This window comes from Domibacillus sp. PGB-M46 (assembly GCF_022668875.1).
Classification (GTDB): Bacteria; Bacillota; Bacilli; order Bacillales; family Domibacillaceae; genus Domibacillus.
This window is the reverse complement of the sequence record NZ_JAKGCR010000035.1, coordinates 1-24,554: the sequence shown is the minus strand read 5'-3', so window position 1 is coordinate 24,554 and position 24,554 is coordinate 1. Positions and strand designations below refer to the sequence as shown.

Annotated in this window: 23 protein-coding genes and 2 pseudogenes; 21 read left to right on the top strand and 4 right to left on the bottom strand. The window is 40.3% G+C overall.

The genetic code is table 11. The features are described 5' to 3' along the window. Positions 1-528: 528 nt before the first annotated feature. The 3 genes from ttdA to L2D08_RS22185 are packed head-to-tail and all read left to right on the top strand — an operon-like array spanning position 529 to position 2,866. Positions 529-1,440, top strand: a complete 912-nt coding sequence (ttdA, locus tag L2D08_RS22195; RefSeq protein ID WP_242237435.1) for a L(+)-tartrate dehydratase subunit alpha — start codon at positions 529-531, stop codon at positions 1,438-1,440. Next, positions 1,437-2,048 carry a L(+)-tartrate dehydratase subunit beta gene (ttdB, locus tag L2D08_RS22190; RefSeq protein ID WP_242237432.1) on the top strand — a complete coding sequence of 204 codons (612 nt, stop codon included), beginning with the start codon at positions 1,437-1,439 and terminating at the stop codon, positions 2,046-2,048. The genes ttdA and ttdB overlap by 4 nt, the downstream gene beginning before the upstream one ends. Positions 2,049-2,068: 20 nt before the next feature. Beyond that, on the top strand, positions 2,069-2,866 hold the full coding sequence (locus tag L2D08_RS22185; RefSeq protein ID WP_242237430.1) for a fumarylacetoacetate hydrolase family protein: 798 nt from the start codon (positions 2,069-2,071) through the stop codon (positions 2,864-2,866). A 547-nt stretch (positions 2,867-3,413) separates the two neighbouring features. Here L2D08_RS22185 and L2D08_RS22180 read toward each other — a convergent pair. Both L2D08_RS22180 and L2D08_RS22175 read right to left on the bottom strand, forming a co-directional pair. Continuing rightward, positions 3,414-3,725, bottom strand: a pseudogene (locus L2D08_RS22180) (DoxX family protein); the annotation flags it as partial. Positions 3,726-4,447: 722 nt separating this feature from the next. Next, a pseudogene (locus L2D08_RS22175) lies at positions 4,448-4,925 on the bottom strand (RNA-guided endonuclease InsQ/TnpB family protein); the annotation flags it as partial. 238 nt (positions 4,926-5,163) lie between these two features. Here L2D08_RS22175 and L2D08_RS22170 point away from each other — a divergent pair. From L2D08_RS22170 to L2D08_RS22140, 7 genes are all read left to right on the top strand, one after another. Then, positions 5,164-6,015 (top strand): transketolase, encoded by an 852-nt coding sequence (locus L2D08_RS22170; protein ID WP_242237441.1) that lies wholly within the window; start codon positions 5,164-5,166, stop codon positions 6,013-6,015. Further along, a complete protein-coding gene (locus L2D08_RS22165; protein WP_242237429.1) occupies positions 6,015-6,962 on the top strand; it encodes a transketolase family protein in 948 nt (315 codons plus the stop codon). The genes L2D08_RS22170 and L2D08_RS22165 overlap by 1 nt, the downstream gene beginning before the upstream one ends. A 43-nt stretch (positions 6,963-7,005) precedes the next feature. Beyond that, complete coding sequence (locus tag L2D08_RS22160) at positions 7,006-7,764, top strand: SDR family NAD(P)-dependent oxidoreductase (protein ID WP_242237427.1); 759 nt, start codon at positions 7,006-7,008, stop codon at positions 7,762-7,764. Between the two features lie 319 nt (positions 7,765-8,083). Beyond that, complete coding sequence (locus L2D08_RS22155) at positions 8,084-9,430, top strand: MFS transporter (protein WP_242237425.1); 1,347 nt, start codon at positions 8,084-8,086, stop codon at positions 9,428-9,430. A gap of 85 nt (positions 9,431-9,515) precedes the next feature. After that, complete coding sequence (gene pfkA / locus L2D08_RS22150; protein WP_242237423.1) at positions 9,516-10,472, top strand: 6-phosphofructokinase; 957 nt, start codon at positions 9,516-9,518, stop codon at positions 10,470-10,472. Positions 10,473-10,675: 203 nt separating this feature from the next. Then, positions 10,676-11,335 carry a ribulose-phosphate 3-epimerase gene (gene rpe, locus L2D08_RS22145; RefSeq protein WP_242237421.1) on the top strand — a complete coding sequence of 220 codons (660 nt, stop codon included), beginning with the start codon at positions 10,676-10,678 and terminating at the stop codon, positions 11,333-11,335. A gap of 342 nt (positions 11,336-11,677) precedes the next feature. Next, positions 11,678-13,024: an MFS transporter gene (locus tag L2D08_RS22140; RefSeq protein WP_242237419.1), complete on the top strand. Its 1,347-nt coding sequence runs from the start codon at positions 11,678-11,680 to the stop codon at positions 13,022-13,024. A 112-nt stretch (positions 13,025-13,136) separates the two neighbouring features. On the opposite strand, the gene L2D08_RS22135 is transcribed toward L2D08_RS22140, so the two are convergent. Further along, entirely contained in the window at positions 13,137-13,847 is a 711-nt protein-coding gene (locus L2D08_RS22135) for a FadR/GntR family transcriptional regulator (protein WP_242237417.1), read from the bottom strand. A 216-nt stretch (positions 13,848-14,063) separates the two neighbouring features. On the opposite strand from L2D08_RS22135, the gene L2D08_RS22130 reads away from it, so the two are divergent. The 3 genes from L2D08_RS22130 (at position 14,064) to rpiB (ending at position 15,009) form a co-directional block, all read left to right on the top strand. Next, on the top strand, positions 14,064-14,213 hold the full coding sequence (locus L2D08_RS22130) for a GapA-binding peptide SR1P (protein WP_242237415.1): 150 nt from the start codon (positions 14,064-14,066) through the stop codon (positions 14,211-14,213). 97 nt (positions 14,214-14,310) lie between these two features. Continuing rightward, positions 14,311-14,436: a GapA-binding peptide SR1P gene (locus L2D08_RS22125; protein ID WP_242237413.1), complete on the top strand. Its 126-nt coding sequence runs from the start codon at positions 14,311-14,313 to the stop codon at positions 14,434-14,436. Positions 14,437-14,568: 132 nt separating this feature from the next. Beyond that, positions 14,569-15,009: a ribose 5-phosphate isomerase B gene (gene rpiB / locus L2D08_RS22120; RefSeq protein ID WP_242237410.1), complete on the top strand. Its 441-nt coding sequence runs from the start codon at positions 14,569-14,571 to the stop codon at positions 15,007-15,009. Positions 15,010-15,296: 287 nt separating this feature from the next. Here rpiB and L2D08_RS22115 read toward each other — a convergent pair whose 3' ends face one another. Further along, positions 15,297-16,007 carry a FadR/GntR family transcriptional regulator gene (locus L2D08_RS22115; RefSeq protein ID WP_242237438.1) on the bottom strand — a complete coding sequence of 237 codons (711 nt, stop codon included), beginning with the start codon at positions 16,005-16,007 and terminating at the stop codon, positions 15,297-15,299. 856 nt (positions 16,008-16,863) lie between these two features. On the opposite strand from L2D08_RS22115, the gene L2D08_RS22110 reads away from it, so the two are divergent. The 8 genes from L2D08_RS22110 (at position 16,864) to L2D08_RS24610 (ending at position 24,024) form a co-directional block, all read left to right on the top strand. Continuing rightward, complete coding sequence (locus tag L2D08_RS22110; protein WP_242237407.1) at positions 16,864-18,003, top strand: acyl-CoA dehydrogenase; 1,140 nt, start codon at positions 16,864-16,866, stop codon at positions 18,001-18,003. A 197-nt stretch (positions 18,004-18,200) separates the two neighbouring features. Then, entirely contained in the window at positions 18,201-18,395 is a 195-nt protein-coding gene (locus L2D08_RS22105) for a hypothetical protein (RefSeq protein ID WP_242237405.1), read from the top strand. Positions 18,396-18,658: 263 nt separating this feature from the next. Beyond that, entirely contained in the window at positions 18,659-20,002 is a 1,344-nt protein-coding gene (locus L2D08_RS22100) for an acetyl-CoA carboxylase biotin carboxylase subunit (protein ID WP_242237402.1), read from the top strand. Positions 20,003-20,041: 39 nt separating this feature from the next. Next, positions 20,042-20,254, top strand: coding sequence for an acetyl-CoA carboxylase biotin carboxyl carrier protein subunit (locus tag L2D08_RS22095; RefSeq protein WP_242237399.1), 213 nt, complete (start codon positions 20,042-20,044; stop codon positions 20,252-20,254). Between the two features lie 43 nt (positions 20,255-20,297). Beyond that, positions 20,298-21,200, top strand: coding sequence for a hydroxymethylglutaryl-CoA lyase (locus tag L2D08_RS22090; protein ID WP_242237396.1), 903 nt, complete (start codon positions 20,298-20,300; stop codon positions 21,198-21,200). A gap of 39 nt (positions 21,201-21,239) precedes the next feature. Beyond that, a complete protein-coding gene (locus tag L2D08_RS22085; RefSeq protein ID WP_242237394.1) occupies positions 21,240-22,022 on the top strand; it encodes an enoyl-CoA hydratase in 783 nt (260 codons plus the stop codon). A 28-nt stretch (positions 22,023-22,050) separates the two neighbouring features. After that, positions 22,051-23,595: an acyl-CoA carboxylase subunit beta gene (locus L2D08_RS22080; RefSeq protein WP_242237391.1), complete on the top strand. Its 1,545-nt coding sequence runs from the start codon at positions 22,051-22,053 to the stop codon at positions 23,593-23,595. A 114-nt stretch (positions 23,596-23,709) separates the two neighbouring features. Then, a complete protein-coding gene (locus tag L2D08_RS24610) occupies positions 23,710-24,024 on the top strand; it encodes a PaaI family thioesterase (protein ID WP_375337631.1) in 315 nt (104 codons plus the stop codon). Positions 24,025-24,554: the final 530 nt, after the last annotated feature.

Genomic DNA, 24,554 nt, shown 5'->3' with positions numbered 1-24,554 from the left:
AATATAAATACATTAATGTGAACGATCAAGATTAGTTAAAATTAATTTTCATTAAAATAAATTAAAACTATTGACTTTAATGTATTCATTATTTAATAATTAGCTCATAAGACGTTCACTTTAAACTGATCCACATGAAAGAGGTGTGTAGAAGGTCTATCGATGATTGAAAGACGTGTTTTATATGTGGCTGTTATGTCTGATGAAGGATTTTGAAAAAGTTAGAGAGTATCTTACATGGACTGGTTCACTCAGCTTAAGCATCAATTAGAAAAGTTTATTTTGAAAACGTTTCCCTTGTTTCGGATTGTAAGTGTTACTTAGAAAAGGGGGCATATGATGGGTGCTAAAAGATAGAAAAAACTTAAATACGATTCCGTTATTTGTTAGTTCACTCGCGTTAGATAAAGCAATCGGCATAGCCGAAACTAAACGTTAATAGCAGATCCTGCCCATCGGAACTTTGGGGAGTTGCCCGTTTCCTTCCTTTTCTACACAAAAAAATTAAAGATAAAAAGGAGAGTTATTATGAGTGTTACTATGGATAAGGTGCAGCAAAAAGAAAAGATGACTGATTTGATGTCAAAATTTATTTCGCTTGTCAGCTACAAACTTCCTGATGATGTAGAAAATAAATTAAGAGAATTAAGTGAGGAAGAAGATAACCGCCTTGCTAAAATCATTTACAAAACAATGTTTGAGAACCAGAAACTAGCTTCTGAATTAAAGAGACCTTCATGCCAGGACACAGGGGTTCTCCAGTTTTTCGTTAAGTGCGGAGAAAATTTTCCTCTGATTGGGCAGTTAGATAGTATTCTAAAAAATAGTGTGTATAAGTCAACTCAAGAAACACCATTGCGACACAATTCTGTAGAAACATTTGATGAGTACAATACTGGAAAGAATATCGGTGACGGTTCACCCAGTATCTTCTGGGAGATTGAAGAAGACAGTGATGAAGTGGAAATTTATACCTATATGGCTGGTGGCGGCTGTACCCTTCCTGGAGTCGCAACAGTTTTAATGCCGGGGGAAGGCTACGAAGGAGTGGTAAAGTTTGTGCTCGACCGGATGACTAGTTATGGAATTAATGCCTGTCCTCCACTCCTTGTTGGTGTAGGCGTCGGTACCTCTGTAGAAACAGCCGCTATGAACTCTAAAAAAGCGCTTATGAGATCTGTTGGAAGTCGTAATGAAAATGAAAATGCTGCTACGATGGAAAGGCTTCTTGAGGATGGAATTAACGCGATTGGCCTTGGCCCTCAGGGACTTAAGGGGTCTAAATCAGTTATGGGTGTAAATGTTGTCAATACAGCTAGACATCCTTCTACTATTGGAGTTGCCGTTAATACAGGATGCTGGTCCCATAGACGAGGAAAAATTACATTTGACAGTAATTTGAATTATGAAATTAATACTCACGAGGGGGTAACACTATGAGCAAGAAGGTATTAACGACACCTATAAAAGATGAAGATCTTAAGGATATACGAATTGGTGACATTATCTACCTAACTGGTACACTGGTTACTTGCAGGGATGTTGCGCACAGAAGACTTATTGAAGAAAAAATTCCATTGCCTGTAGACCTTAGGGGTAAAGCGATTTTCCACGCAGGCCCTATTGTTAGAGACCTTGGCAATGAAGAGTATGAAATTGTTTCTATTGGTCCGACAACCAGTATGAGAATGGAAAAATTCGAAAAGGAATTTATTGAAGAAACAGGTGTGAAACTCATTGTTGGAAAAGGTGGAATGGGGAAGAACACCGAAGAAGGGTGCAAGACTCATAAAGCCCTGCATCTCGTTTTTCCAGCAGGAAATGCTGTTTATGCTGCAACAAGTGTTCAAGAAATCAAAGAAGTACACTGGAAAGACCTTGGAATGCCTGAATCTCTCTGGGTATGTGAAGTGAAGGAGTTCGGTCCTCTTATTGTTTCCATTGATACAGAAGGAAATAACGTCTTCGAAGAAAATAAAGTGGAGTTCAATAAAAAGAAGGAAGAACAATATGAATTAATCAGTCAGCAGGTAAGATTCATCAAATAAGTTATGGAGTTGGTATTTCCATGCAGGTACTACAAAAAACACAAACAATAGTCCGCTACCAGCAGCATAACGGAAAAATACATTACGGCATTGTTGAAGACGAAGAAATTTTACAACTATCTAGTGCTTTTAATGAAATTGTAAACGATGAATTAAAGTATGATGGGTCAAGATTCAAATATAGTGATGTGAAGATTTTAGAGCCGGTAGTGCCCTCGAAAATCATTAATTTTGGCTGGACCTATGTTGAACACGCGAAAGAAACTGGCGGGAAAGCTAATCTCAAAGAACCATTTTTGTTTTTAAAACCCACTTCTTCCTTAATTCCAGATCAAGGGGAAATTATTCTTCCTCCGGACGAATTAACCAAACAGGTGGAAATGGAAGGGGAAGTGGCGCTCGTTATTGGGAAGCGCGGTAAAAACATAAAAGAAGAAGAGGCATTGGATTATATTTTTGGCTGTACGATATTTAATGATGTAACTGCCAGAGATCTTACGAAAACTGATCCCCAGTTTACGCGTGGAAAAGGTTTTGATACCTTTGGCCCGCTGGGTCCGTTTATTGTGAAAGGTATAGATCCAACCAATTTACGAATTATTACAACATTAAATGGCAAAGTCGCACAAGATGGTAATACTAATCAGATGTCCCTTTCAATTCCTTTCCTTATCAGTTGGGTTTCACAGGTTATGACACTGGAACCAGGTGATGTTTTGGCTACCGGTTCTCCTTCTGGCAGCTGCCCAATGAAGTCAGGGGATAGTGTGATTGTTGAAGTAGAACAAATCGGCAAGCTTTGTAACTATGTAAAATAGAAAATACTGTACCGGAAACTAATAGATGTTGTTTAACGATAGGTTCGTTTATTATGATAATAAACGTCTTCTCATAACTGATTTATCAATATTAAGGATGACTGTTTAGCAAAAAGGCTGTAGTTGATTTCCGGGAAATCTCTACAGCCTTTTTGTTAATAATGATAAGGTTATGTTACTAATTAATTGCATATCAACTGCAAAATCCTTCTCGCTGATATACTTCCCCAATAATTTTCGAGGCAATACACTCCATACTTTTCCCTACCTGTTCTCTTTTCTTTTTTAGCTAGTCCTTAATATCTCCATACAGTAGAACTGATAGCAGTGCTTCATCCGATTTAATGCTGAGCGTGTCATATTCGGAAATTTGCCGCACACGACCTTGTTTAGCTAAGACGGTTAATTCAACTTCTCTATACACAGATTGGCCACTGGGATTTGCTGATAAAGCAGATCCATTACTCGATAAGTAAGGGAATAGACTCCTGGTAGATTTAGTACTGCATATATATAAAAGAAATGAGTGTAGTGAACCACTTCTAAATCCGAGGCCCAGTGAAGTGATTCCTACTGAAACAACAATTAGTACTAAATTGTACTCATAACCTTTTGTCGTATTCTAAAATCCTTTTTGACCATGGACCTTTACGATAGAGCTAATCATAATGATTGTAATAAGTGCTGCACCAAGCGGTAAGAAGAAACCAAGAATAAAAAGAATTCCAGTCGATTCAAGCCACCCCCCAGTTCCTTTTATTCCATAGCCTCCAAACCATCCAAATAACTTTTGTGTCCCATAAAAGATAAAGACAAATCCAATCATGAGACGAATAAGCAGTAAGCCTAAGTCTGCCAATAGAAACGTCTCCTTTCTGTCATTATTAATATTTATTATTATGCCCAACTGAGGCACAGTATAGATATAGAGTTTCATTTATATACGTAAGATTACCTCTCGTAACCTAAATGAAAACCTGCCTATGGAAGGCCACTAAAAATTAAATCTAAACTGGACGAATACTTGTTTTGGAAATCGATGCTTGTTAGCTTTATTTTTATATTTAATGTCAAGAAGGTTTGATCCACGTTACTACTGTCAATAAATCCTCAATGCAGATTTACATCACAATTCTATCTCTTATTTGACCTTACCTATACCAAAAATTAATACATAGTTAACTATGTGCTAAATTCAAATATTTATTTTAAAACTACAATAACAAGGCTTGCAGGCGATTAGGATACAGGAAGTAGCCTTTCGATTTAAAACGGGAGTTAGCTATGGAACACTTAATTACTAAAAAGCTATGCGCGCCCTTTCATATAGCTTTTAAAGAAGGTTTTTCGCTTATTTAACAAAGGAACAAGAACCAGATCATTCTAATATTAAGACATAAAAATAAAGAGCTGACTTAGATAAGTCAGCTGCGATTTTGATTGAGTGCTTGAGAACGATTACTTCGACCTTGCTCGCGTTTATACACTTCTTCAAGGATCTCCGCAGCAATATCCTGCATACTCTTACCGGTCTGTTCACCTTTTTTTCACAGCCAGTCTTTAATATCCATTGACAAGGAAACCGACATCAATCCCGACAGTAGAATCTGTTTTAAGCAGTTCTTGCACGTTTGTTTCAACAAGCAAAGAAACAAAGTGCTTTCCGGAAGGGCTTTTCCGTACCGTTGCGTTTAAAATGTGGCCTTGCACGTCACGGCTGTTCGCAAAACGAACCCACCCCAGCTTAGGCAGTTTCATATGATTGCCCAAAATGCTTACCTCCGGAAGCTGATTCTTTTTTTCATTATTTGTCGTGTAAGCCTGAACCTTATTTTTCTTACTCTTAAATCGTGGAGCATCGTTTTGCTTCTTGAGGAAACGGTCAAGTGAGTCTGCAAGATGTTTTAAGGATGACTGCAAGGAATGTGAATCAACTTTTGCAGCCAACTTAGTTTTTTCTTCGGTATTGTAAGCTGGGAAGAACAGGCACTGTACGATAAACCTTTCCTGTGGTTTGATAGGCTTCGTTCCATACGGCGATCCTAAAACTGAAGGAAAAGAAAAATGCTGATAAACCGCTGATGATGCCAAAACAACTGCTGCTTCAAGCAGCCTTCTCGGAGTCCTGTCGGGTGAATTTCCGTAAAAAGAAATGAAATAATTCAAAAAAATGTAGACAAAAAATGAAAGCGGTTGTATACTCAGCTTATAGAACTTGTAATACAAGTGAACAAGGTAATAAGTAAACAAGCAGTTGAGTGAACATATGATTGGAAGAACATCAAATTTTTTCAGAGGTGACCAACGTGATCGAATTAAAAGAGACAACCATTGAAGAATTAAAAGAAAAAGCAATTGAATTAAGAAAAGCTGCTGTCACAATGGTATATAAAGCACAGTCTGGGCATCCGGGCGGCTCGCTGTCAGCAGCTGATATCATTTCAGCACTTTATTTTAAAGAAATGAACGTAGATCCAGCGAACCCAAAGTGGGAAGATCGTGACCGCTTTGTTTTATCAAAAGGGCATGTAGCCCCTATTCAATATGCAGCACTGGCATTACGAGGTTTTGTCCCTTATGAAACCATCAACACACTAAGACAGTACGGCTCTCCATTTCAAGGTCACCCAGATATGAAAAAATGCCCGGGCATTGATATTTCAACCGGTTCCCTCGGCCAAGGTCTTTCATGTGCTGTAGGCATGGCGCTTGCCGCCAAACGGGACGAAAAAGAGTACCGCGTATTTGCAATGGTCGGCGATGGAGAGTGCCAGGAAGGCCAGATTTGGGAAGCAGCTCAAACAGCAGTTAAATACGAGCTCGATAATCTGATTGTTTTTGTTGATTACAACCGCTTGCAGATTGATGGAACAACAGATGAAATTATGCCTCTTCAGGATATTGAAAAGAAGTTTGAGGCATTCGGATTTGAAACCAAGAACATTGATGGCCATTCAATGGAGGAAATTGTAGCAGTGCTGGATGAAGTCAGAGGATCAACAAACGGCAAGCCTAAATGTATCGTTGCGAACACAATTAAAGGTAAGGGCGTTTCTTACATGGAAAATGTGGTGAATTGGCACGGCGTAGCACCAAACGACAAAGAGTACGCACAAGCAATGGAAGAACTAGCGGGAGGTTTAAAATAATGAGCGTAACAAATACACCTGTAGCAAAAAAAGCGACGCGCGAAGGCTTCGGAGATGAGATTGTTAAACTAGGTAAAGAAAACAAAAACATTTATGTGGTCGATATTGATATCGGCAAATCCTGTAAAACAACGGCATTTATGAATGCGTTTCCTAACCAGCATGTGAATGTTGGAATTGCCGAACAAAACGGTGCGGGTCTTGCGGCCGGTCTTGCCACCACTGGTAAAATTCCATTTATCAGTACTTATGCGGTATTCGGCTCACTTCGCATGGCTGAACAAATTCGTCAGGAAGCATGCTATCCAAATCTAAACGTAAAAATTGCCTGCTCACACGGTGGATTAACACCAGGGAATGACGGCGGAAGCCACCAGGCAATTGAAGACATGGGTGTTTACAGAACAATGCCAAATATGACGGTTATTATGGGAGCCGATTATCATTCCACACGCAAATTGGTAGAAAAAGCAGCCAACACATACGGTCCTATGTACCTTCGCTTTACTCGTGATGCTGTGCCAATGATCTATGATGAAAATGAAGAATTTGAAATTGGCAAAGCGAAACAGCTTAAAGATGGAAAAGACGTGGCTATCATTGCCAATGGTGACACTGTTTATCTTGCCCTGCAGGCAGCAGAACAGCTTGAACAAGAAGGAATTTCTGTAAAGCTTCTTGATATGCACACGATCAAACCACTGGACCGTGAAGCGGTTGTGGAGTGCCTTGAAATTGGAAAAATTGTTACGGTAGAAGACCATAACATTTTAAACGGTCTTGGCAGTGCGGTTTCTGAAGTTGTCGCAGAAGAAGGAAAAGGAAAAGTAAGACGCATTGGAGTGCAAGACCGCTTTGGTGAATCAGCCCCTTATGAAAAGCTAATGGAACTAAACGGCATTACAATAGAGAACATTGTTGCAACTGCAAAAGAATTGCTTAACTAATACGTTACTCATCCATTTAAGAAAAGACGGGAGATAGAAGAATATGTTTGAATTAACAAACCAGGTAGCCATTGTTACAGGCAGTGGTTCTGAAAAAGGAATTGGCCGCGTTATTGCGATGACACTGGCAAAGCAAGGAGCATCAATTGTGGTAGCGGATATGAATCCTGCCGGCATTTGGGATACGGTTGAAGCTATTCAAGAACAGGGCGGCAAAGCAATTGGTGTGGAAGTAAATGTTACAAGTAAAGAATCTGTTGATAATATGGTTCAAAAAGCAATGGACGAATTTGGCCGCATTGATATTTTAGTAAACAATGCAGGTATTTCACAAAAAGTAACAGTAGAAGATATGACATTAGAAGACATCACGCGTATCTTTAATGTCAACATGTTTGGCTTGTTCCTTTGCACGCAAGCAGTGCTTGCTCCCATGAAAAAGCAGCAATACGGACGTATTATTAACTTGTCTTCTGTTTCAGCGAAACGAGGCGGCGGCGTGTTTGGCGGTGCACATTATTCTGCATCAAAAGCAGCTGTACTTGGTTTCTCTAAAAACCTGGCGCGTGAAGTTGGAACAGATGGCATTACTGTCAATAGCGTAGCACCAGGTCTTGTCAACACGGATATCTGGAAGTCCCTCCCTGAAGAAGATGCAAAAAAAGTAATTGACGGTATCCCAATGGGACGTCCGGGTGAAACAAGTGAAATTGCTTCAACGATTGCTTTCCTTGCATCAAAAGAAGCATCTTATATCACAGGAGAAGAAATTGATATTAACGGCGGTTCCCATATGGATTAAGCTTGCTTGTATACAGGCATTCTGGCTGTAGTGCCTGTATACATTCTTTTTTAAGTCACGGGCTTAAGGAGATTGACAGTACCGAAAACTAAATACCAAATGCATACTGATTCCAAACCTTCTCTTTCCTAAAAGATAGGCAAGAAAAAAACAAAGACAGGGATACATCCAGCACAGGATAAGGAAGGGTAAAGGAAAAAGCTACTATTGAAAGCGCTTAAATGAAGTTAGTAGAAAAGTCTATATGACCTATTAGAAGTCCAGCCTGCGCTTTTTGTTTAGAAAAATCGAAAAGGCCGGCTGTAGAGGAGGAATTGCATTGAATCCTATCACACTAGAACGTACTGTTACTAAAAAAGTTACGCTGCGACTGATTCCATTTTTATTTCTGTGCTTTATTATTGCAATTCTTGACCGGGTTAACATCGGTTTTGCCGCTTTGCAGATGAATGAAGATTTAGGATTTTCAAATGCTGTTTTCGGTCTGGGTGCAGGTATTTTCTTCCTGGGTTACTTTTTATTAGAAGTACCGGGAAGCGCGATGATGACAAAAATAGGCGCCCGGAAATGGATCAGCCGCATCATGGTCACTTGGGCTATCATTGCGATTTTAATGGCGTTTGTCCAAACGCCTTGGCAATTTTATACCGCCCGCTTTTTGCTTGGAGTAGCAGAAGCCAGCTTTTATCCATGTATGGTTTATTATTTAAGCGGTTTCTATCAAACGAAGCACCATGCCAAAGCGATTGCCGGTTTTATGTTGGCGATTCCAGGAGCGAATGCACTCGGCTCTCCGCTTTCCACCTTTTTGCTGGGCATCGACTGGCTTGGGTTTGCCGGCTGGCAGTGGCTGTTTATCTTAGAAGCGATCCCGGCCTTAATTCTTGGGGTAATCGCCTACTTTTACTTAGATGATAAAATCGAAGACGTAAAGTGGCTAAATAAAGAAGAAAAGCACTGGCTGATTGATGTGATAACAAAAGAAAACCAGAAGAAAGAAGAAGTAAAGCATTACACATTTACACAAGCCTTGAAAGACCGTGATGTACTCATCCTGTCTCTCGGTTACTTCTGCTGGATGATGGGTTACTATGGCATTAACATGTTTTTACCGACCATTTCACAAGGCTTGTCAGAAACAACGTCGCTTAGCATGCAAAACATGGGGTGGCTACTTGGGCTTATGTATCTTTTTGCCATGGGCGCTATGATTTTTGTAGGGAATCATTCGGACAAAAAGAATGAAAGGCGCTGGCATGTAGCTACTTGTTTGATTATCAGTTCGTTAGCCATGATTGCTAGCAGCTATATTGCCGAAACAAGCATTATCCTCTCCTTTGTTTTCCTAACAGTTGCATTATGCGGTGCGTTCGGTGCTTACTCGCCGTTTTGGGCGATTCCACCTTCGTTTTTAACCGGAGCAGCCGCCGGCGGCGCTATTGCGCTCATTAATAGTATTGGAAACCTGGGCGGGTTCTTTGGTCCTTATATTGTAGGATATATTAAAGATGCCACAGGCTCTTTCCATAATGGAATGCTTTTTCTTGGAATCAGCATGATTATTGGTGCATTGATTATTGTGTTCCTAGTGAAGCAGTCGGGAAAAGCATTAAAATCACTGGACGGGAAAACAACAGACTATAAAAAGATTGAAAAATCCAGCTAAAATCATCCAACGATAAATCAACTATTCCAGCAGCGCGGTGATCAAAGCTGCTGGAATTTCTATTTTCACGAGAGAGGAGACGCGAATGAACAAGATTGGAATTCTCACAAGCGGGGGAGATGCGCCCGGAATGAATGCAGCCATTCGTGCTGTTGTCAAAGCAGCAGAGCATTATGGAAGGTCTATTGTTGGCTTCCAAAATGGATATGAAGGATTGATAAACGGTGATTTCTATGACCTGACGTATGAAAAAGTTGAAGATATTGCCTCGAAAGGCGGTACGATTTTAAAAACGTCAAGATCAGCCGCTTTTATAACAGAAGAAGGCAGACAGCAGGCCGTACATACATTAAAAGAAAATAATATAAACAACCTGATTATTGTGGGGGGAGAGGGGTCATTTAAAGGCGCTCAAAAACTCCATCAGCTTGGCGTGTCAGTAGCAGCCATCCCTGGAACGATTGACAATGATTTAACTTATACAGATTATTCCATTGGCTTTGATACAACATTAAATACAGTACTGGACTGTGTGCGCAAAATCAAAGACAGCGGATATTCTCATAATAAAACAACAATTGTTGAAGTGATGGGGCGCTATTGCGGAGATTTGGCTGTGTATTCGGCGCTGGCGGGTGAAGGTGAAATTATTTCTACACCGGAATACAAGCTTACATTTGACGAGATTTGTCATCAGTTAGAAAAAAAGATTCAGAAAGGAAAATCTGACAATTTGATTTTAGTGACCGAGCGAATGTATGACTTGCAGGAGCTGCAGCACTATATTCAAGAAAAAATGCAGGTGAGTGCCCGTACAACTGTACTAGGATTTATTCAGCGGGGAGGAGAGCCTTCTGCTTTTGACCGGGTGCTTGCTGCGAAAATGGGAGTGGAAGCTGTTTCTCTTTTATTAAATGGCCAGTCTGGTGCAGCAGTCGGCATTCGGAACAACCGTATTATTCATGTTAGCCTTGATGAGCTGGAGGAGCAAACAGCAGATAAAAGCGTAAACGAATCGCTTTTACGTGTCCTGCTTCCTTAACTGAAATGTAATAGCTGCGCGGTTTACAAGCAATGAGCGATGCGAGAATACAAGCCTTTCTTTTAACGCTGAAGGAATACGATGATTTCAACATTCTTGCCTATAAAGCTGTGAAGATTTGGATGTAAATTCCATTTGATTCGATTGGCCGGCATGAAAACCTCGTAAATAAAATTTAATAAGAAATCGAAAGGAGCAAAACAATGATTAAAATAGCGCCTTCCATTCTATCTGCTGACTTCGCCCGACTGGCAGATGAAATTAAAGACGTGGAAGCTGGAGGTGCCGACTACATCCATGTAGATGTAATGGATGGTCATTTTGTACCAAATATTACAATTGGCCCTCTTGTGATAAATGCAATTCGTCCTGTAACAAGCCTCCCGCTGGATGTTCATCTTATGATTGAAAATCCGCACACATACATAGATGTTTTTGCCGATGCCGGTGCTGATATTATTTCTGTCCATGTAGAAGCAGATCCTCATCTTCACCGAACGATTCAGTCGATTAAACAGCGTGGAATAAGAGCAGGAGTTGTTCTTAACCCTGCTACGCCAATCGAACAAGTTCAGCATGTGTTGGAGGATATTGATTTAGTTTTATTTATGACAGTTAATCCGGGATTTGGCGGACAAAAATTTATACCAAGTGTGCTGCCAAAAATAAAAGCTCTTTCGAATATTATTCAGCGGAAGAAGTTAGCTATCGAGATTGAGGTAGACGGCGGCATTAATCAGGAAACAGGCCAGCTTTGTATAGAAGCAGGGGCAACAGTGCTGGTAGCGGGCTCTGCTATTTACAATAAGAAAAATCGGAAAGAAGCAATAGAAATGATCAAAGGTTCTAAACTTCCTTCTTAAAACGAAAAGCAAGCAGGGGCTCTAGCGAGTGCCCTGCTTTTTTGTGTAAATAAAAATCGCTGCATTATGGATAATTGCAGGAAATTCGCTGTTAACATATCCTGTTTGCTGCTTGATCAAAAAAGCCCATGAATGTTATTGACAATTCACACAGACAAAACTATATTTAGCAAAAGACATTCTCTTATTAGACAAGTTACCAAGCTGATAAAAAACAAAAAGAATATACGAGCTTACTGTTAGAGTATTAAAAAACCATTTGCAAGCAGCTTTCATAAAAATGGTATCGCTTGCAAGTCGTAATGGAGTAGAAAAAGCTTAACCGCTGAAAGGGGAATTTTTTTGGATTTACTAACATTGGAGCGTACAACAACGAAAAAAGTCACACTGCGGCTGATTCCGTTTTTGTTTTTATGTTTTGTAATTGCGACATTGGATCGTGTAAATATTGGATTTGCCGCTTTGCAGATGAATGAAGATTTAGGATTTTCGAATGCTGTTTTCGGTCTGGGTGCAGGGATTTTCTTCCTGGGTTACTTCCTATTAGAAGTTCCGGGAAGCGCGATGATGACGAAAATAGGCGCCCGGAAATGGATCAGCCGCATTATGGTCACTTGGGCCGTCATTGCGATTTTAATGGCGTTTGTCCAAACGCCTTGGCAATTTTATACCGCCCGCTTTTTTCTTGGAGTAGCAGAAGCCAGCTTTTATCCATGTATGGTTTATTATTTAAGCGGTTTCTATCAAACGAAGCACCACGCCAAAGCGATTGCCGGTTTTATGTTGGCGATTCCAGGAGCGAATGCACTCGGCTCTCCGCTTTCCACCTTTTTGTTAAGTATCGACTGGCTCGGATTTGCCGGGTGGCAGTGGCTGTTTATTTTGGAAGCGATTCCGGCTTTAATTCTTGGAGTGACTGCCTATTTCTACCTGGATGACAAAATTGAAGATGTACGATGGCTGAGTAAAGAAGAAAAAAATTGGTTAATGGATGTAACTACAAAAGAAAACTTAAAAAAGCAAGAAGTAAAGCACTACACATTTGCCCAAGCACTGAAAGACCGTGATGTCCTCTTTTTGTCTCTCAGCTATTTTTTTTGGATGATGGGTTATTATGGCATCAATATGTTTTTGCCGACGATTTCAAAAGGTTTATCAGAAATAACATCTCTTAGTATACAAAACATGGGCTGGCTGTTGGGTTTAATGTACTTTTGCGCGATGGTTATCATGATATTCGTCGGCAATCACTCCGATAAAAAGAATGAAAGACGCTGGCATGTAGCCATTTGCTTAACGATAAGTGCAATTTCTATGGTTGCTAGCAGCTATATTGCCGAAACAAGCATTATCCTCTCCTTTGTTTTTCTAACGGTTGCCTTATGCGGGGCATTTGGCGCATACTCACCATTTTGGGCAATTCCTCCTTCATTTTTGACTGGGGCTGCGGCTGGAGGCGCTATTGCTTTAATCAATAGTGTCGGAAACCTGGGCGGCTTCTTTGGACCATATATTGTTGGATACATTAAAGATGCTACAGGATCTTTCCATAACGGTATGATTTTCCTTGGTGCTAGCATGATTATCGGCTCTCTAATTATTTTATTCTTAGTTAAGCAATCTGGAAAAGCATTAAATTCCACAGAAGACAAAAACATTTATCAAATAAAAATCAAAAAATCCAGTTAAGTGAAAGGGTTTAATCTCCCACGAAAAAACGTGTACTTGCTTAAGCAAGTACACGTTTTTTTTATCACTATTTCAAAATCAAGGTAAGGTTATGAGGTACAGTATACAAATATCAGTCTTTCCAATATCTGTCGTAAAGATTTTGCATATGCATAGTCATTTTTTCTACTGCTTCTTTTTCATCATGTTTTTCGATTGCTTCAATCAACAGTTTGTGTTCCTTGAAGTTTGTATCTCTGTAATCGGGTCTTGTAACCGTCCGGTCTCGGAGAAATTTCCACATTTCCTGTTGTTTCATGGTGCTGCTAATTGCAGACATAAAGGTGATGAAAAGGTCGTTATGAGAGGCTTTGGCAATGCCGCTATGTAATTCCTCATCTGTTTCTGGTACATAAATACCTTGTTTTGTTTCTTGCTCCATTTTTTCAATAGTTTTTTTCAGCTGCTGAATATCTTCCTCAGTCGCGCGCATTGCAGCAAACTTAATAATGATTGGTTCGATATTCATTCTGGCTTCTACGATATCTTCAGGTGAAATCGATTGCAATAAAATGGACGCTTCGGATTGGCCGGCTGTAATTTGTGTGTTTTTCACATAAACACCTTCACCTTGCCTAGAGTATATAACGCCATTCATCTCCAATGCGCTTAGCGCTTGTCTGATAGGAGCACGGCTCACACCAAACTGGGCACATAACTCTCTTTCTGACGGAAGTTTATCCCCTACTTTGAAACTGCCAGCTTGAATTTCCGAAAGAATTTGATCGTAAATTTGAATGTATAGTTTTTTGCTAGATACAGTATTAAAATTAATGATAATCACTTCTCTCCACAAGTATTAATCGGACTGAAAATGGTTTTGTGATTATTATATACTTTTTCTAAAAAGAGCAAAATAAATGTGAACGTGAACTCAGATAAAAAATTCTCTATAATAATTAAATTGAAAGCGTTGACATACAGACATCTATCCTTTAAGATATAATCAAGGTATACTTAGTATACAAGTTAACGAGTGGACAAGGAGGAGAATACATTAATGGGAACGATTATTTGTCATACTTGCCAATCAACCATTGCTCATTTCGAAGATGAAAAAGTTTCCTTTCTCTATTCCAAAGGTCAATGTGAAAACTGTGAGAGTGAGAAAATGAAAAACAGTCGAAAAGTGGATCTATATAAATGGTAGTAAAATCTGTTGTTCCCTCAATTCTTTAAAGAGGCTGAAAATGTATTTTTAAATGGGAAATAGTATAAAAACTTTTTTATAAGAAGGGGGATGTCCAATGGGAACTTTAATCTGTCATACTTGCCAATCAACGATTGCCCATTTTGAAGACGAAAAGGTCACTTTTCTTTATTCTAAATGTGAATGTAAAGCATGCACAAAAGCCGATGAAGAGAGCAAGTAAGAACAACAAATAATTTTTAAGATAAAAGCTGATTTTTTTCAGTAAGAAAGGCTATATATCATTTTGATATATATTTTAAATATGGTTTTGTTCATAGGAAGTTTTAAAAAGAGGGGTCGAGGAGGAAGTAATGTGAAAGTAGTAATTGCATCTGACCATGGAGGCATTCATATTCGACAGGAATTGATTGCACTTTTAAAGGAAATGAAAATTGAGTATTTGGATCTTGGCTGTGAATGCAATGCATCCGTAGATTATCCGGATTACGCGTTTCCGGCTGCACAAAAGGTAGCACTTGGGGAATTTGACCGGGGTATTTTAGTTTGCGGTACAGGCATTGGGATGAGCATTGCGGCCAATAAAGTCAAAGGGATCCGTTGTGCACTTGTACATGATACATTCAGCGCGAAAGCAACGAGAGAGCACAACGATTCCAATATGCTGGCTATGGGTGAGCGTGTAATCGGACCAGGCCTTGCCCGTGATATTGCAAAAATCTGGCTAGAAACTGAATTTGAAGGCGGCCGTCACGAAACACGCGTCAACAAAATTAGAGACATTGAATATGTGTGACCATTCGCAAAGACCATGAGAAACAATAGTTTTATTAAGCTTATTTTAGAGAGAAGGAGTATGATACAAAATAATTGATTGCTGGACTGGCCTTTGACCTTAAAGCAGAAAGGTTCCTCTAATTCATTCAACAAGCTTTACTAAAACAAAAGCATCGTCTGCCCGGACGTCATTCAGGATTCCGGTCAGGCGGTGCTTTTGTTAAAGAAAGGCACTTTTCGCAAATAAAAAGCTTGCAAAAACGTTTTCGAAATTAAACGTAATGTACAAGCTGAATTTAACTTCGCTTATTCTTTCCAATATCGATGTTGCAACTCTTGCATATGTAAGGTCATTTTTTTAACTGCTTCTTTTTCATTACGGGAGGCGATTGCTTCAATAATCTGTTTGTGTTCATTGAAGTTTGTTTCCCGGTAATCAGGATGTGTAACGGATCGGTCACGAAGAAACGTCCATATTTTTTGTTGTTTCATAGCCTTGCCGATAGAGGACATAAAAGCAATAAAAAGCTCATTATGAGAAGCCTTGGCGATACCATGATGCAGTTCTTCATCGGTTTCTGGAGCATAAATTCCTTGTTGCGTTTCAATTTCCATCTCTCTTACAATTTTATTCAGGTCTTCGATGTCCTCATCCGTTGCTCTTAGAGCAGCAAATTTAACAATTAAAGGTTCGATGACTAGTCTTGCTTCTAAAATGTCTTCAGGAGAAACAGATTCCACTACGGTTTCCAGTACATTTTTTATCACAGCTGCTTGCGTGTCCTTAACAAAAACACCGTCTCCTTGCCTAGAAGAAATAAAGCCATTCATTTCTAATACGCTTAGAGCTTGTCTGACAGGAGCGCGGCTTACCCCAAAGTGGATGCACAATTCTCTTTCGGAAGGAAGTTTATCACCGACTTGAAAAATACCGGACTGAATTCCTGAAAGAATTTGTTCATAAATTTGTACATATAACTTTTTACTGATTACTGTATTAAAGGTTATAACAATCACCTCTTTCAATAAATGCAATTAGGTACGAAGATTTCTCCCTTTTCAACTAAATTAATCCCTGGCCTTTGGGCTAAATAACTTTTAGTCGATTACAATTTTTTCGGCCTAAACAATAAGAAAAGGCAAAATGTTGAGGTGTAGACGTGTGTTTACTTATCTTTAACTGGTATACTTGTAATACAAGTATACCACGAAAGGGGAAATAGGGGAAGAAAACTTGAAGGAAATTATTGAAAAGAACATTTTTTGGAATAGAGTTTCTTAATAAATCATAATTATTTGTGGATAAAGTTGTCTCAGCTTTTTTATTTCTCCTTTGTCAGGAAAAGAGAGGTATATTCTTGCTGCGATAGTCTTACCCGTCATTGACTCAGCGGGTTTTAGTCTTATTTGTCTAAAAATCTGGGGATGCAACAAGCCTTGAGCTGATTTAACGATCAAACAGTTCTGGCTTTTATCGTATAGCCGTAAAGACCCTCCATATCCCGTATCTAGGAGAGAATCGTTTCAATCATAACTGAGTCAATAATGGTATCGATATTTAATGATGAATTTATTACGTTGGAAACTTGGATTAAAGAATAAAGTTGACGGTCAGTTAAAGTTATTTCATTTTTATCATCCCTGCCTGCAATTTTCAGGAGAATGAACAAAGTGCTGTATTGTCTAATTCATCACAATCAGTTATTAGGATATTTTAAAAGATTATAAATTATTTTAATATAGCATTTTACTGGATAAAGTGGAATAGTAACATTCATAACCGAGTTATCCGATTAAATTAATATTATTTCTCTCATGCTGGATAATTACTCAAATGTTTCAGAAAAGCGAAAAAAGAAAGGGCTGAAGATGAATGGATTTTGATTTAACGAAAGAACAAGCGATGATACGTAAGTTGAGTCGTGATTTTGCAAAAGCTGAAGTTGCTCCCGGAGCAGATGAGAGGGACCGTACAGGTGAATTTCCAAAGAAGATATTCGAACAATTAGCGGAACTGGGTATGATGGGACTTCCTTTTCCTGAACAATATGGGGGCGCTGAGGCAGATACAATCAGTTTTGCCATTGTGGTAGAAGAGTTAAGCCGTGTGTGTGGATCTACAGGTATTACCTACTCTGCACATATTTCTTTAGGGGGAGCACCTATTCATTTATTTGGTACGCATGAGCAAAAGGAGCAATATTTAACTCCACTGTGTACAGGGGAATACCTCGGGGCTTTTGGTTTGACTGAACCAAATGCTGGTTCTGACGCAGGAGGCACACAAACGACCGCAACGCTTAATGGGGATCAATGGATGCTTTCTGGTTCTAAATGTTTTATAACCAATGCAAGCTATGCCCAAAACCTCGCAATCACTGCTGTTACGGATCGGTCAAAAGGAACGAATGGAATTAGTGCGTTTATTGTGCCTACTGATACACCGGGTTTTACTGTCATTAACAATTATGAAAAGATGGGTCTTCACGCTTCAAATACAACAGAGTTAGTATTAAAAAATGTAAGCGTTCCCAAAGGAAACATCCTTGGTGTAGAAGGAAATGGTTTTAAACAATTTTTGGCCACTCTTGATGGCGGGAGAATTGGCATTGGGGCGATGGCTGTTGGAATTGCTCAGGGAGCTTATGAAAAGTCACTTCAATATGCAAAAGAAAGAAAACAATTTGGCAAAAGCTTATCCGCATTCCAAGCTATTCAATTTAAGCTTGCTGATATGGCTATGAATATTGAATTAGCACGCAACATGGTTTACAAAGCTGCGTGGTTGAAAGATCAAGGAAGATCATTTAAAAAGGAAGCTGCCATGGCTAAATTATATGCTTCGGAAATATGCATGAGAGTTTGTGATCAAGCCGTGCAGATCCATGGCGGATATGGCTATATGAAAGAGTATCAAGTTGAGCGGTTCTTCCGTGACGCCAAACTTTTAGAGATTGGAGAAGGAACCTCTGAAATACAACGAATGGTTATAGCACGTGAAGAGGGCTGTTAAGGAAAAACATTGGTAAATATCAATATTAAAGAAGTTAATCTCCTGAACCGGTGAGGTAATGCAAGGCACGCTAGGAAAATTACTGGAACGGGTGGCGATTGAGCGTCCTGAACACGAAGCAGTTGTTTATCCTGACTGAAACCCTCGTTTACCTATAAGCCGTTCGATACCTTTGCAGGAAAGTGGCCAAGGGATATATGAAGTTAGGAATCAAAAAGGGTGATCATCTGGCCATATGGGCTTCTAATCATCCGGAATGGGTTACAACCCAATTTGCAACGGGAAAGATTGGGCTGTTCTTGTTAGCGTCAATACTCATTATCGTACCGCTGAACTTGAGTATCTATTTAAGCAGTCCGCCTCTACTACGCTGGTTTAATGGAATCCTATAAAGGGACTTCATATATTGAAACAATTTATGAAGTCATCCCCGAGATAAAAACACCCGCCCCAGGCTGTCTTCAGTCAAAAAAACTACTTTTCTTTAAATCAGGTTTCGAGTTTCCAATGACTGCATCCGGTAAAATTCAAAAGTTTAAAATTCGGGAGGATGCAGATTAGATTTTGAATTTGCAAAGCGAGAATGTAATTAAATCGAATTCTGAACTTGCAACGTGAAGTTTTAATTAGAGACATACAGTAAAGGGGGGAAAGTATGTTTAAAAAGGTTTTGATTGCTAATCGAGGAGAAATCGCAGCTCGGATTATGCGAACATGTAAGTCGTTAGGTGTTGCTGCGGTTGGAGTTTACTCGGAAGCCGATATAGAGGCACCACATGTGAAAATGGCAGATGAAGCTTACTTGCTTGGAGGATCAAGAGTAGCAGAAAGCTATTTAAACATCGATAAAATTTTAGAAATTGCCCGATTTTCTAAAGCAGAGGCTATTCATCCTGGATATGGTCTTCTCTCAGAAAATACGGAATTTGCCCGCCGTTGTGAGGAAGCGGGGCTTGTATTTATCGGCCCTTCCCCTGAAGTAATTTCGCGGATGGGCAGCAAAATTGAATCGAGGAAAGTAATGGAAAAAGCGGGTATTCCCATCGTTCCGGGAATAGCATATCCATTAGCAGATGCGGAAGAAGCGGTGCGGGTAGCCGAACGTATGGGGTACCCGGTTATGCTCAAAGCCTCAGCCGGCGGGGGCGGTATTGGAATGCAAATGGTTGGTAATGCAGATGAGATATACAAAGCATTTGCTGGAAACCAAAAACGAGCGACAGATTTTTTTGGTGATGGTGCAATGTATGTAGAGAAATATATAGAAAATCCAAGGCATATTGAGATTCAAATCCTGGCTGATGGATTTGGGGATACCGTTTACTTATGGGAACGTGAATGTTCCATACAGCGCCGCCATCAGAAAGTAGTCGAGGAAGCACCATCATCGTTTTTAGATGACGTTACCCGCAGCAAAATGGGAGAAGCAGCAGTAAAAGCGGCCCAGTCAATCAAGTACCGAAATGCGGGGACGATTGAGTTTTTAGTTGATGAAAATAAGAACTTCTACTTTCTTGAAATGAATACCCGTCTGCAAGTGGAGCATCCGGTCACAGAAGAAATTACTGGATTGGATTTGGTTGCCGAGCAGCTTCGGATTGCAGCGGGAGATTCACTAGGTTTTGCACAGGACGATGTTAAACGTGAGGGACATGCGATTGAGGTAAGAATCTACGCAGAGGATCCTAAAACGTTTTTTCCATCTCCAGGAACCATTACGAAATTATCCTTACCTGAAGGTCCGGGGGTCCGGCATGAATTAGCTGTACATGGTCAATCGGTTGTTACGCCTTTTTATGACCCGATGATTGCAAAGCTCGTAGTAAGAGGCAAGAATCGCGATGAGGCGATTGACTGTTTGCAGGAAGCGCTGGCCCATTATCAGGTTGAGGGGATTAAAACAAATATTTCAATGTTACAAAAGATTGCCGCGCACCCGGCATTCCGTGCAGGAGATACAACAACCAGCTTTGTGGCGAAGTATTTACAGGGAAACTAATAAACCGCAATAAACCGCGGAAAATAGGGGGGAATAAACGTGAATAAATTGACAGCAAACATGGCAGGGACTGTATGGAAGATTCTTGTGAAAGCTGGGGATCAGGTAGAGGAAGGGCAGGATGTGGTGATTTTAGAATCAATGAAGATGGAGATTCCAATTGGAGCTGAATTTGATGGGACTGTCAAAGAAATAAAAGTCAATGAAGGAGATTTTGTTAATGAAGGAGATGTGCTAGTTGAATTTGAATAAAATTCCACAAAAGATTTTGGGCAGGATGAGGTGAGGGGCAGCGATGAATTGGCCGGCAAGTGTAACGATAAAAGAAGTAGGGCCGCGGGATGGGTTACAAAATGAGAAGGTTTTTGTTTCGACGGAGGATAAAATTGCTTGGATCAATCAATTGTCTTCCACCGGATTGAAATATATTGAGATTACTTCTTTTGTTAATCCAAAGTGGATCCCTGCCCTGTCTGATGCCGCGGAGGTGGCAAAAGGTATTACACGAATGCCGGGCGTAGTTTATACAGCTCTTGTTCCGAATCGTAAAGGGTTGGAACGGGCACTGGGATCCAACATCGATGAGATAGCTGTATTTATGTCAGCCAGTGAAACACATAATCAAAAGAATATTAATAAATCCATTGGGAATACATTTCCTATTTTAAGAGAAGTGGTACAACAATCACTCTCAGCAGGAAAGTCTACTCGAGGATATATTTCCACAGTATTTGGATGCCCTTATGAGGGAACCGTTCATATAGAGAAGGTCATTAGGGTTTCAGAAACGTTGTTTGAGATGGGGATTGGAGAATTGTCACTTGGTGATACCATCGGTACAGCAAACCCGAAGCAGGTACAAGAAATGTTAGAGGTCTTGTTAAAGCGTTTTCCCTCAGATAAATTTGCCTTACACTTCCATGACACTCGTGGTACAGCTTTAGCTAACATCCTAGTATCGTTAGATATGGGAATAACCTCATTCGACGCCTCCCTTGGCGGACTGGGAGGATGTCCATACGCACCTGGGGCATCTGGCAATGTATCTACAGATGATTTTCTTTATATGCTGAACGGTATGGGGATTCACACAGGAGTGGATCAGGAAAAACTACTTTCCGCCTCGCGTTTTATTCAGGATAAGATAGGAAGGCCTTTACCTAGCCGAAGTCTTCAAGCCTGCAGCCTAAATGAATAGGCCAGGTTAATCAATCTTCGTATAGGGGGGAGAAAGAAGATGGAAAAAGCTGTAGTGGTTTCAACAGTAGCAAAAGGAATTATCCTCATTACGTTAAATCGTCCAGAAGCTGCTAACGCATTATCAATACAAATGTTGAGCGAACTTCGAGAAGCAATTGCTGTATGTAAATTTGATCCATCCGTGCGCTGTGTACTAATCACTGGAGCCGGGGAGAGGATCTTTTGCGCAGGAGCAGATTTAAAAGAACGGGCCGGAATGGATCTAAGTCAGGTACGTGAAACGGTTTCTCTAATTCGTGAAAGCATGAATGAGTTAGAAGCTTTGCCACAGCCAGCTATCGCAGTCCTGAATGGAGTCGCTTTGGGAGGAGGACTGGAATTGGCGCTGGCTTGTGACATCCGGATTGCTTCAGAAACAGCAAAATTTGGCCTTACGGAGACCTCGCTTGGAATTATTCCGGGTGCAGGCGGAACACAACGTTTGCCGCGATTGGTTGGAAAAGGGCGGGCCAAAGAGCTCATTTTTACTGCTAGACGGGTTGATGCCAGAGAAGCACGAGAAATTGGGTTGGTCGAGTATGTAACGCCGGCAGACTTACTTCTGGATAAAGCATTAAGTATAGCCAATCAAATCGTTCTGAATGCTCCCATTGCTATTGCTCAGGCGAAGTTCTCCATAGAGAAGGGAATGAACGTAGATTTGAGTACGGGGCTTTCCATTGAACAAAATGCTTATGAATTAACCATTCCTACAAAAGACCGGCTAGAAGGCATACAAGCTTTCAAGGAAAAAAGGCCTCCTGTATTTATTGGAGAATAATATGGAAGTTCAAAGAGGAGGAAAGCCAATGTCATCTGATGCGAAACCGGTGCAGCAAACGCTACAGGAAAGAATGGAGCAGATTCAAAAAGGCGGAGCACTCAAATACCATCAGAAAAATCAGGAACGGGGCAAGCTGTTTGTTCGTGACCGCTTAAAGCTATTGTTTGATCAGGGGCCGGAGGTGGAGGATGCCTTATTTGCAAACTGCTTAGCAAAAGATCTGCCTGCTGATGGTGTGGTGACAGCGATGGGGAAGATCAATGGACAGATTGTCTGTGTGATGGCTAATGATTCGACTATAAAAGCGGGCTCTTGGGGAGCGCGGACTGTAGAAAAAATGATAAGGATTCAAGAAACGGCTGAAAAGTTGAATGTACCGCTCATCTATCTTGTAGATTCTGCAGGGGCACGTATTACGGATCAAGTAGAGATGTTTCCCGGGCGCCGCGGAGCTGGACGAATTTTTTATAATCAAGTTAAACTTTCAGGTAAAATACCGCAAATCTGCATCTTGTTTGGTCCGTCAGCTGCAGGTGGAGCTTACATCCCTGCATTTTGTGACATTGTTATCATGGTGGACGGAAATGCCTCCATGTATCTCGGATCCCCGAGGATGGCAGAAATGGTTATTGGAGAAAAAGTCACGTTAGAAGAGATGGGCGGTGCCCGCATGCATTGTTCAGTTTCAGGATGCGGAGATGTGCTAGCTAAAACTGAAGAAGAAGCTATTGCGATGGCTCGAAATTATCTCTCTTATTTCCCTGCTAATTTTTCTGAAAAACCACCTGCTCAGGAAGCTTTAGCACCTAAACATTTCGAGAAAACGTTAGAAGAGCTCATCCCATCCAATCAGAACACTCCATTTAACATGTATGATCTTATCAATGGAGTAATTGACGAAGGGTCATTTTTCGAGATCAAGAAGCTCTTTGCCAGTGAACTTATTACAGGTTTAGCTCGAATGGATGGAAAGCCGGTTGGTATCATAGCCAATCAGCCACGAGTTAAGGGCGGTGTGCTGTTTCATGATACAGCGGATAAGGCGGCTAAATTTATCACTCTTTGTGATGCCTTTCATATTCCACTTCTGTTTCTCGTTGATGTACCTGGTTTTATGATCGGTACCAAGGTAGAACGTGCAGGTATCATTCGCCATGGTGCAAAAATGATTTCAGCTATGTCAGAAGCGACTGTGCCTAAAATATCAGTTATCGTCCGTAAAGCATACGGAGCAGGACTCTATGCCATGTGCGGACCTGCATTTGAACCAGATTGTTGTCTTGCTTTGCCTACAGCTCAAATTGCAGTTATGGGACCAGAGGCTGCGGTAAATGCCGTATATGCCAATAAAATTGCAGAGTTACCGGAAAATGAACGGACTTCTTTTATTGAACAAAGACGGGAGGAATATAAGCAGGATATTGATATTTATAGGCTAGCTTCTGAAATGATTATCGATGGGATTGTTCCGGCTAATTCGTTACGCGAAGAGTTAGTAACTCGGTTTGAGGCATATTCATCGAAGTATGTTATCTTTTCTGAACGAAAGCATCCAGTGTATCCGGTTTAACCTATGTATTATTTATATAGAAACTATTTTTAAAATAACTTGCGTTAAATCGATGTTGTTTTGTTTCTTCTTCGATTATATAAAGTAAACCTGATTAAAAGTAGAATACATCTAGTGAGAAAAATTGAGTTGTTTCCCGATCTATTCAACTTTTCAGGAAGTGTTCACGGAGGAGTCCTAGCTTCCCTTATAGATATTTCTATCGGGAGTGCTGTTCGATCACCATTATATGAGAATCAGCGGTTTTCAACAGTTGAACTGAAAATTAATTATATCAAGCCGGCAAATGGATCGTTTCTATTAGCAAAGTCGTCGTTATTGAATAGAGGAGCAACTTTAGTTGTAGGAACATCTGAGATCTCTAATGATCAAAATCAATTGGTCGCAATAGGGACAGCGACTTTTTTCATTAAGGAATCCGCCTATTAAAAGGATCAAGTCAATGCTTGAACAAGAGAAAAAACATCAAGTTAGCGATCGGAAGTGTACCTAAACAAAAGTATACTTTTGTTTAGGTACACTTTTGTTATTTTTGGAATCATGGAGAGAATGGTTGCGATATCTTTTGTAATAGGCACGATTTCTTTTGCTAAATTCGTCTGACCGGCTTGCTAGAATTGGGAGGAGAAGGGAAAACACATGACGGGTGAGCGCCAGTTTTTTAAAGCAGGCTCGGTGCCTGCTTTAAAAAGGTTGGAGCCAAACGGAGCGAGCGATACGAACGGTAAAAAGATAATATAATCAGCCCTGTTCTTTTTTAATAGTCAAAAGTGAAGTACGGTTAGCAGCATTGTAAGTTGTTTCTTAAATTGGTAATCGTAGTAGCAAGGTTAATTCTTGCTATACTCTTTGTTATGTTCAAAAAGGGCCATCCATACTATATTGAACTACCACCCACTTACCTGACGGTTGAAGTGGGGGATTCCTGGGCAAGAGGATCTCCGACCCCCAGTAATCAG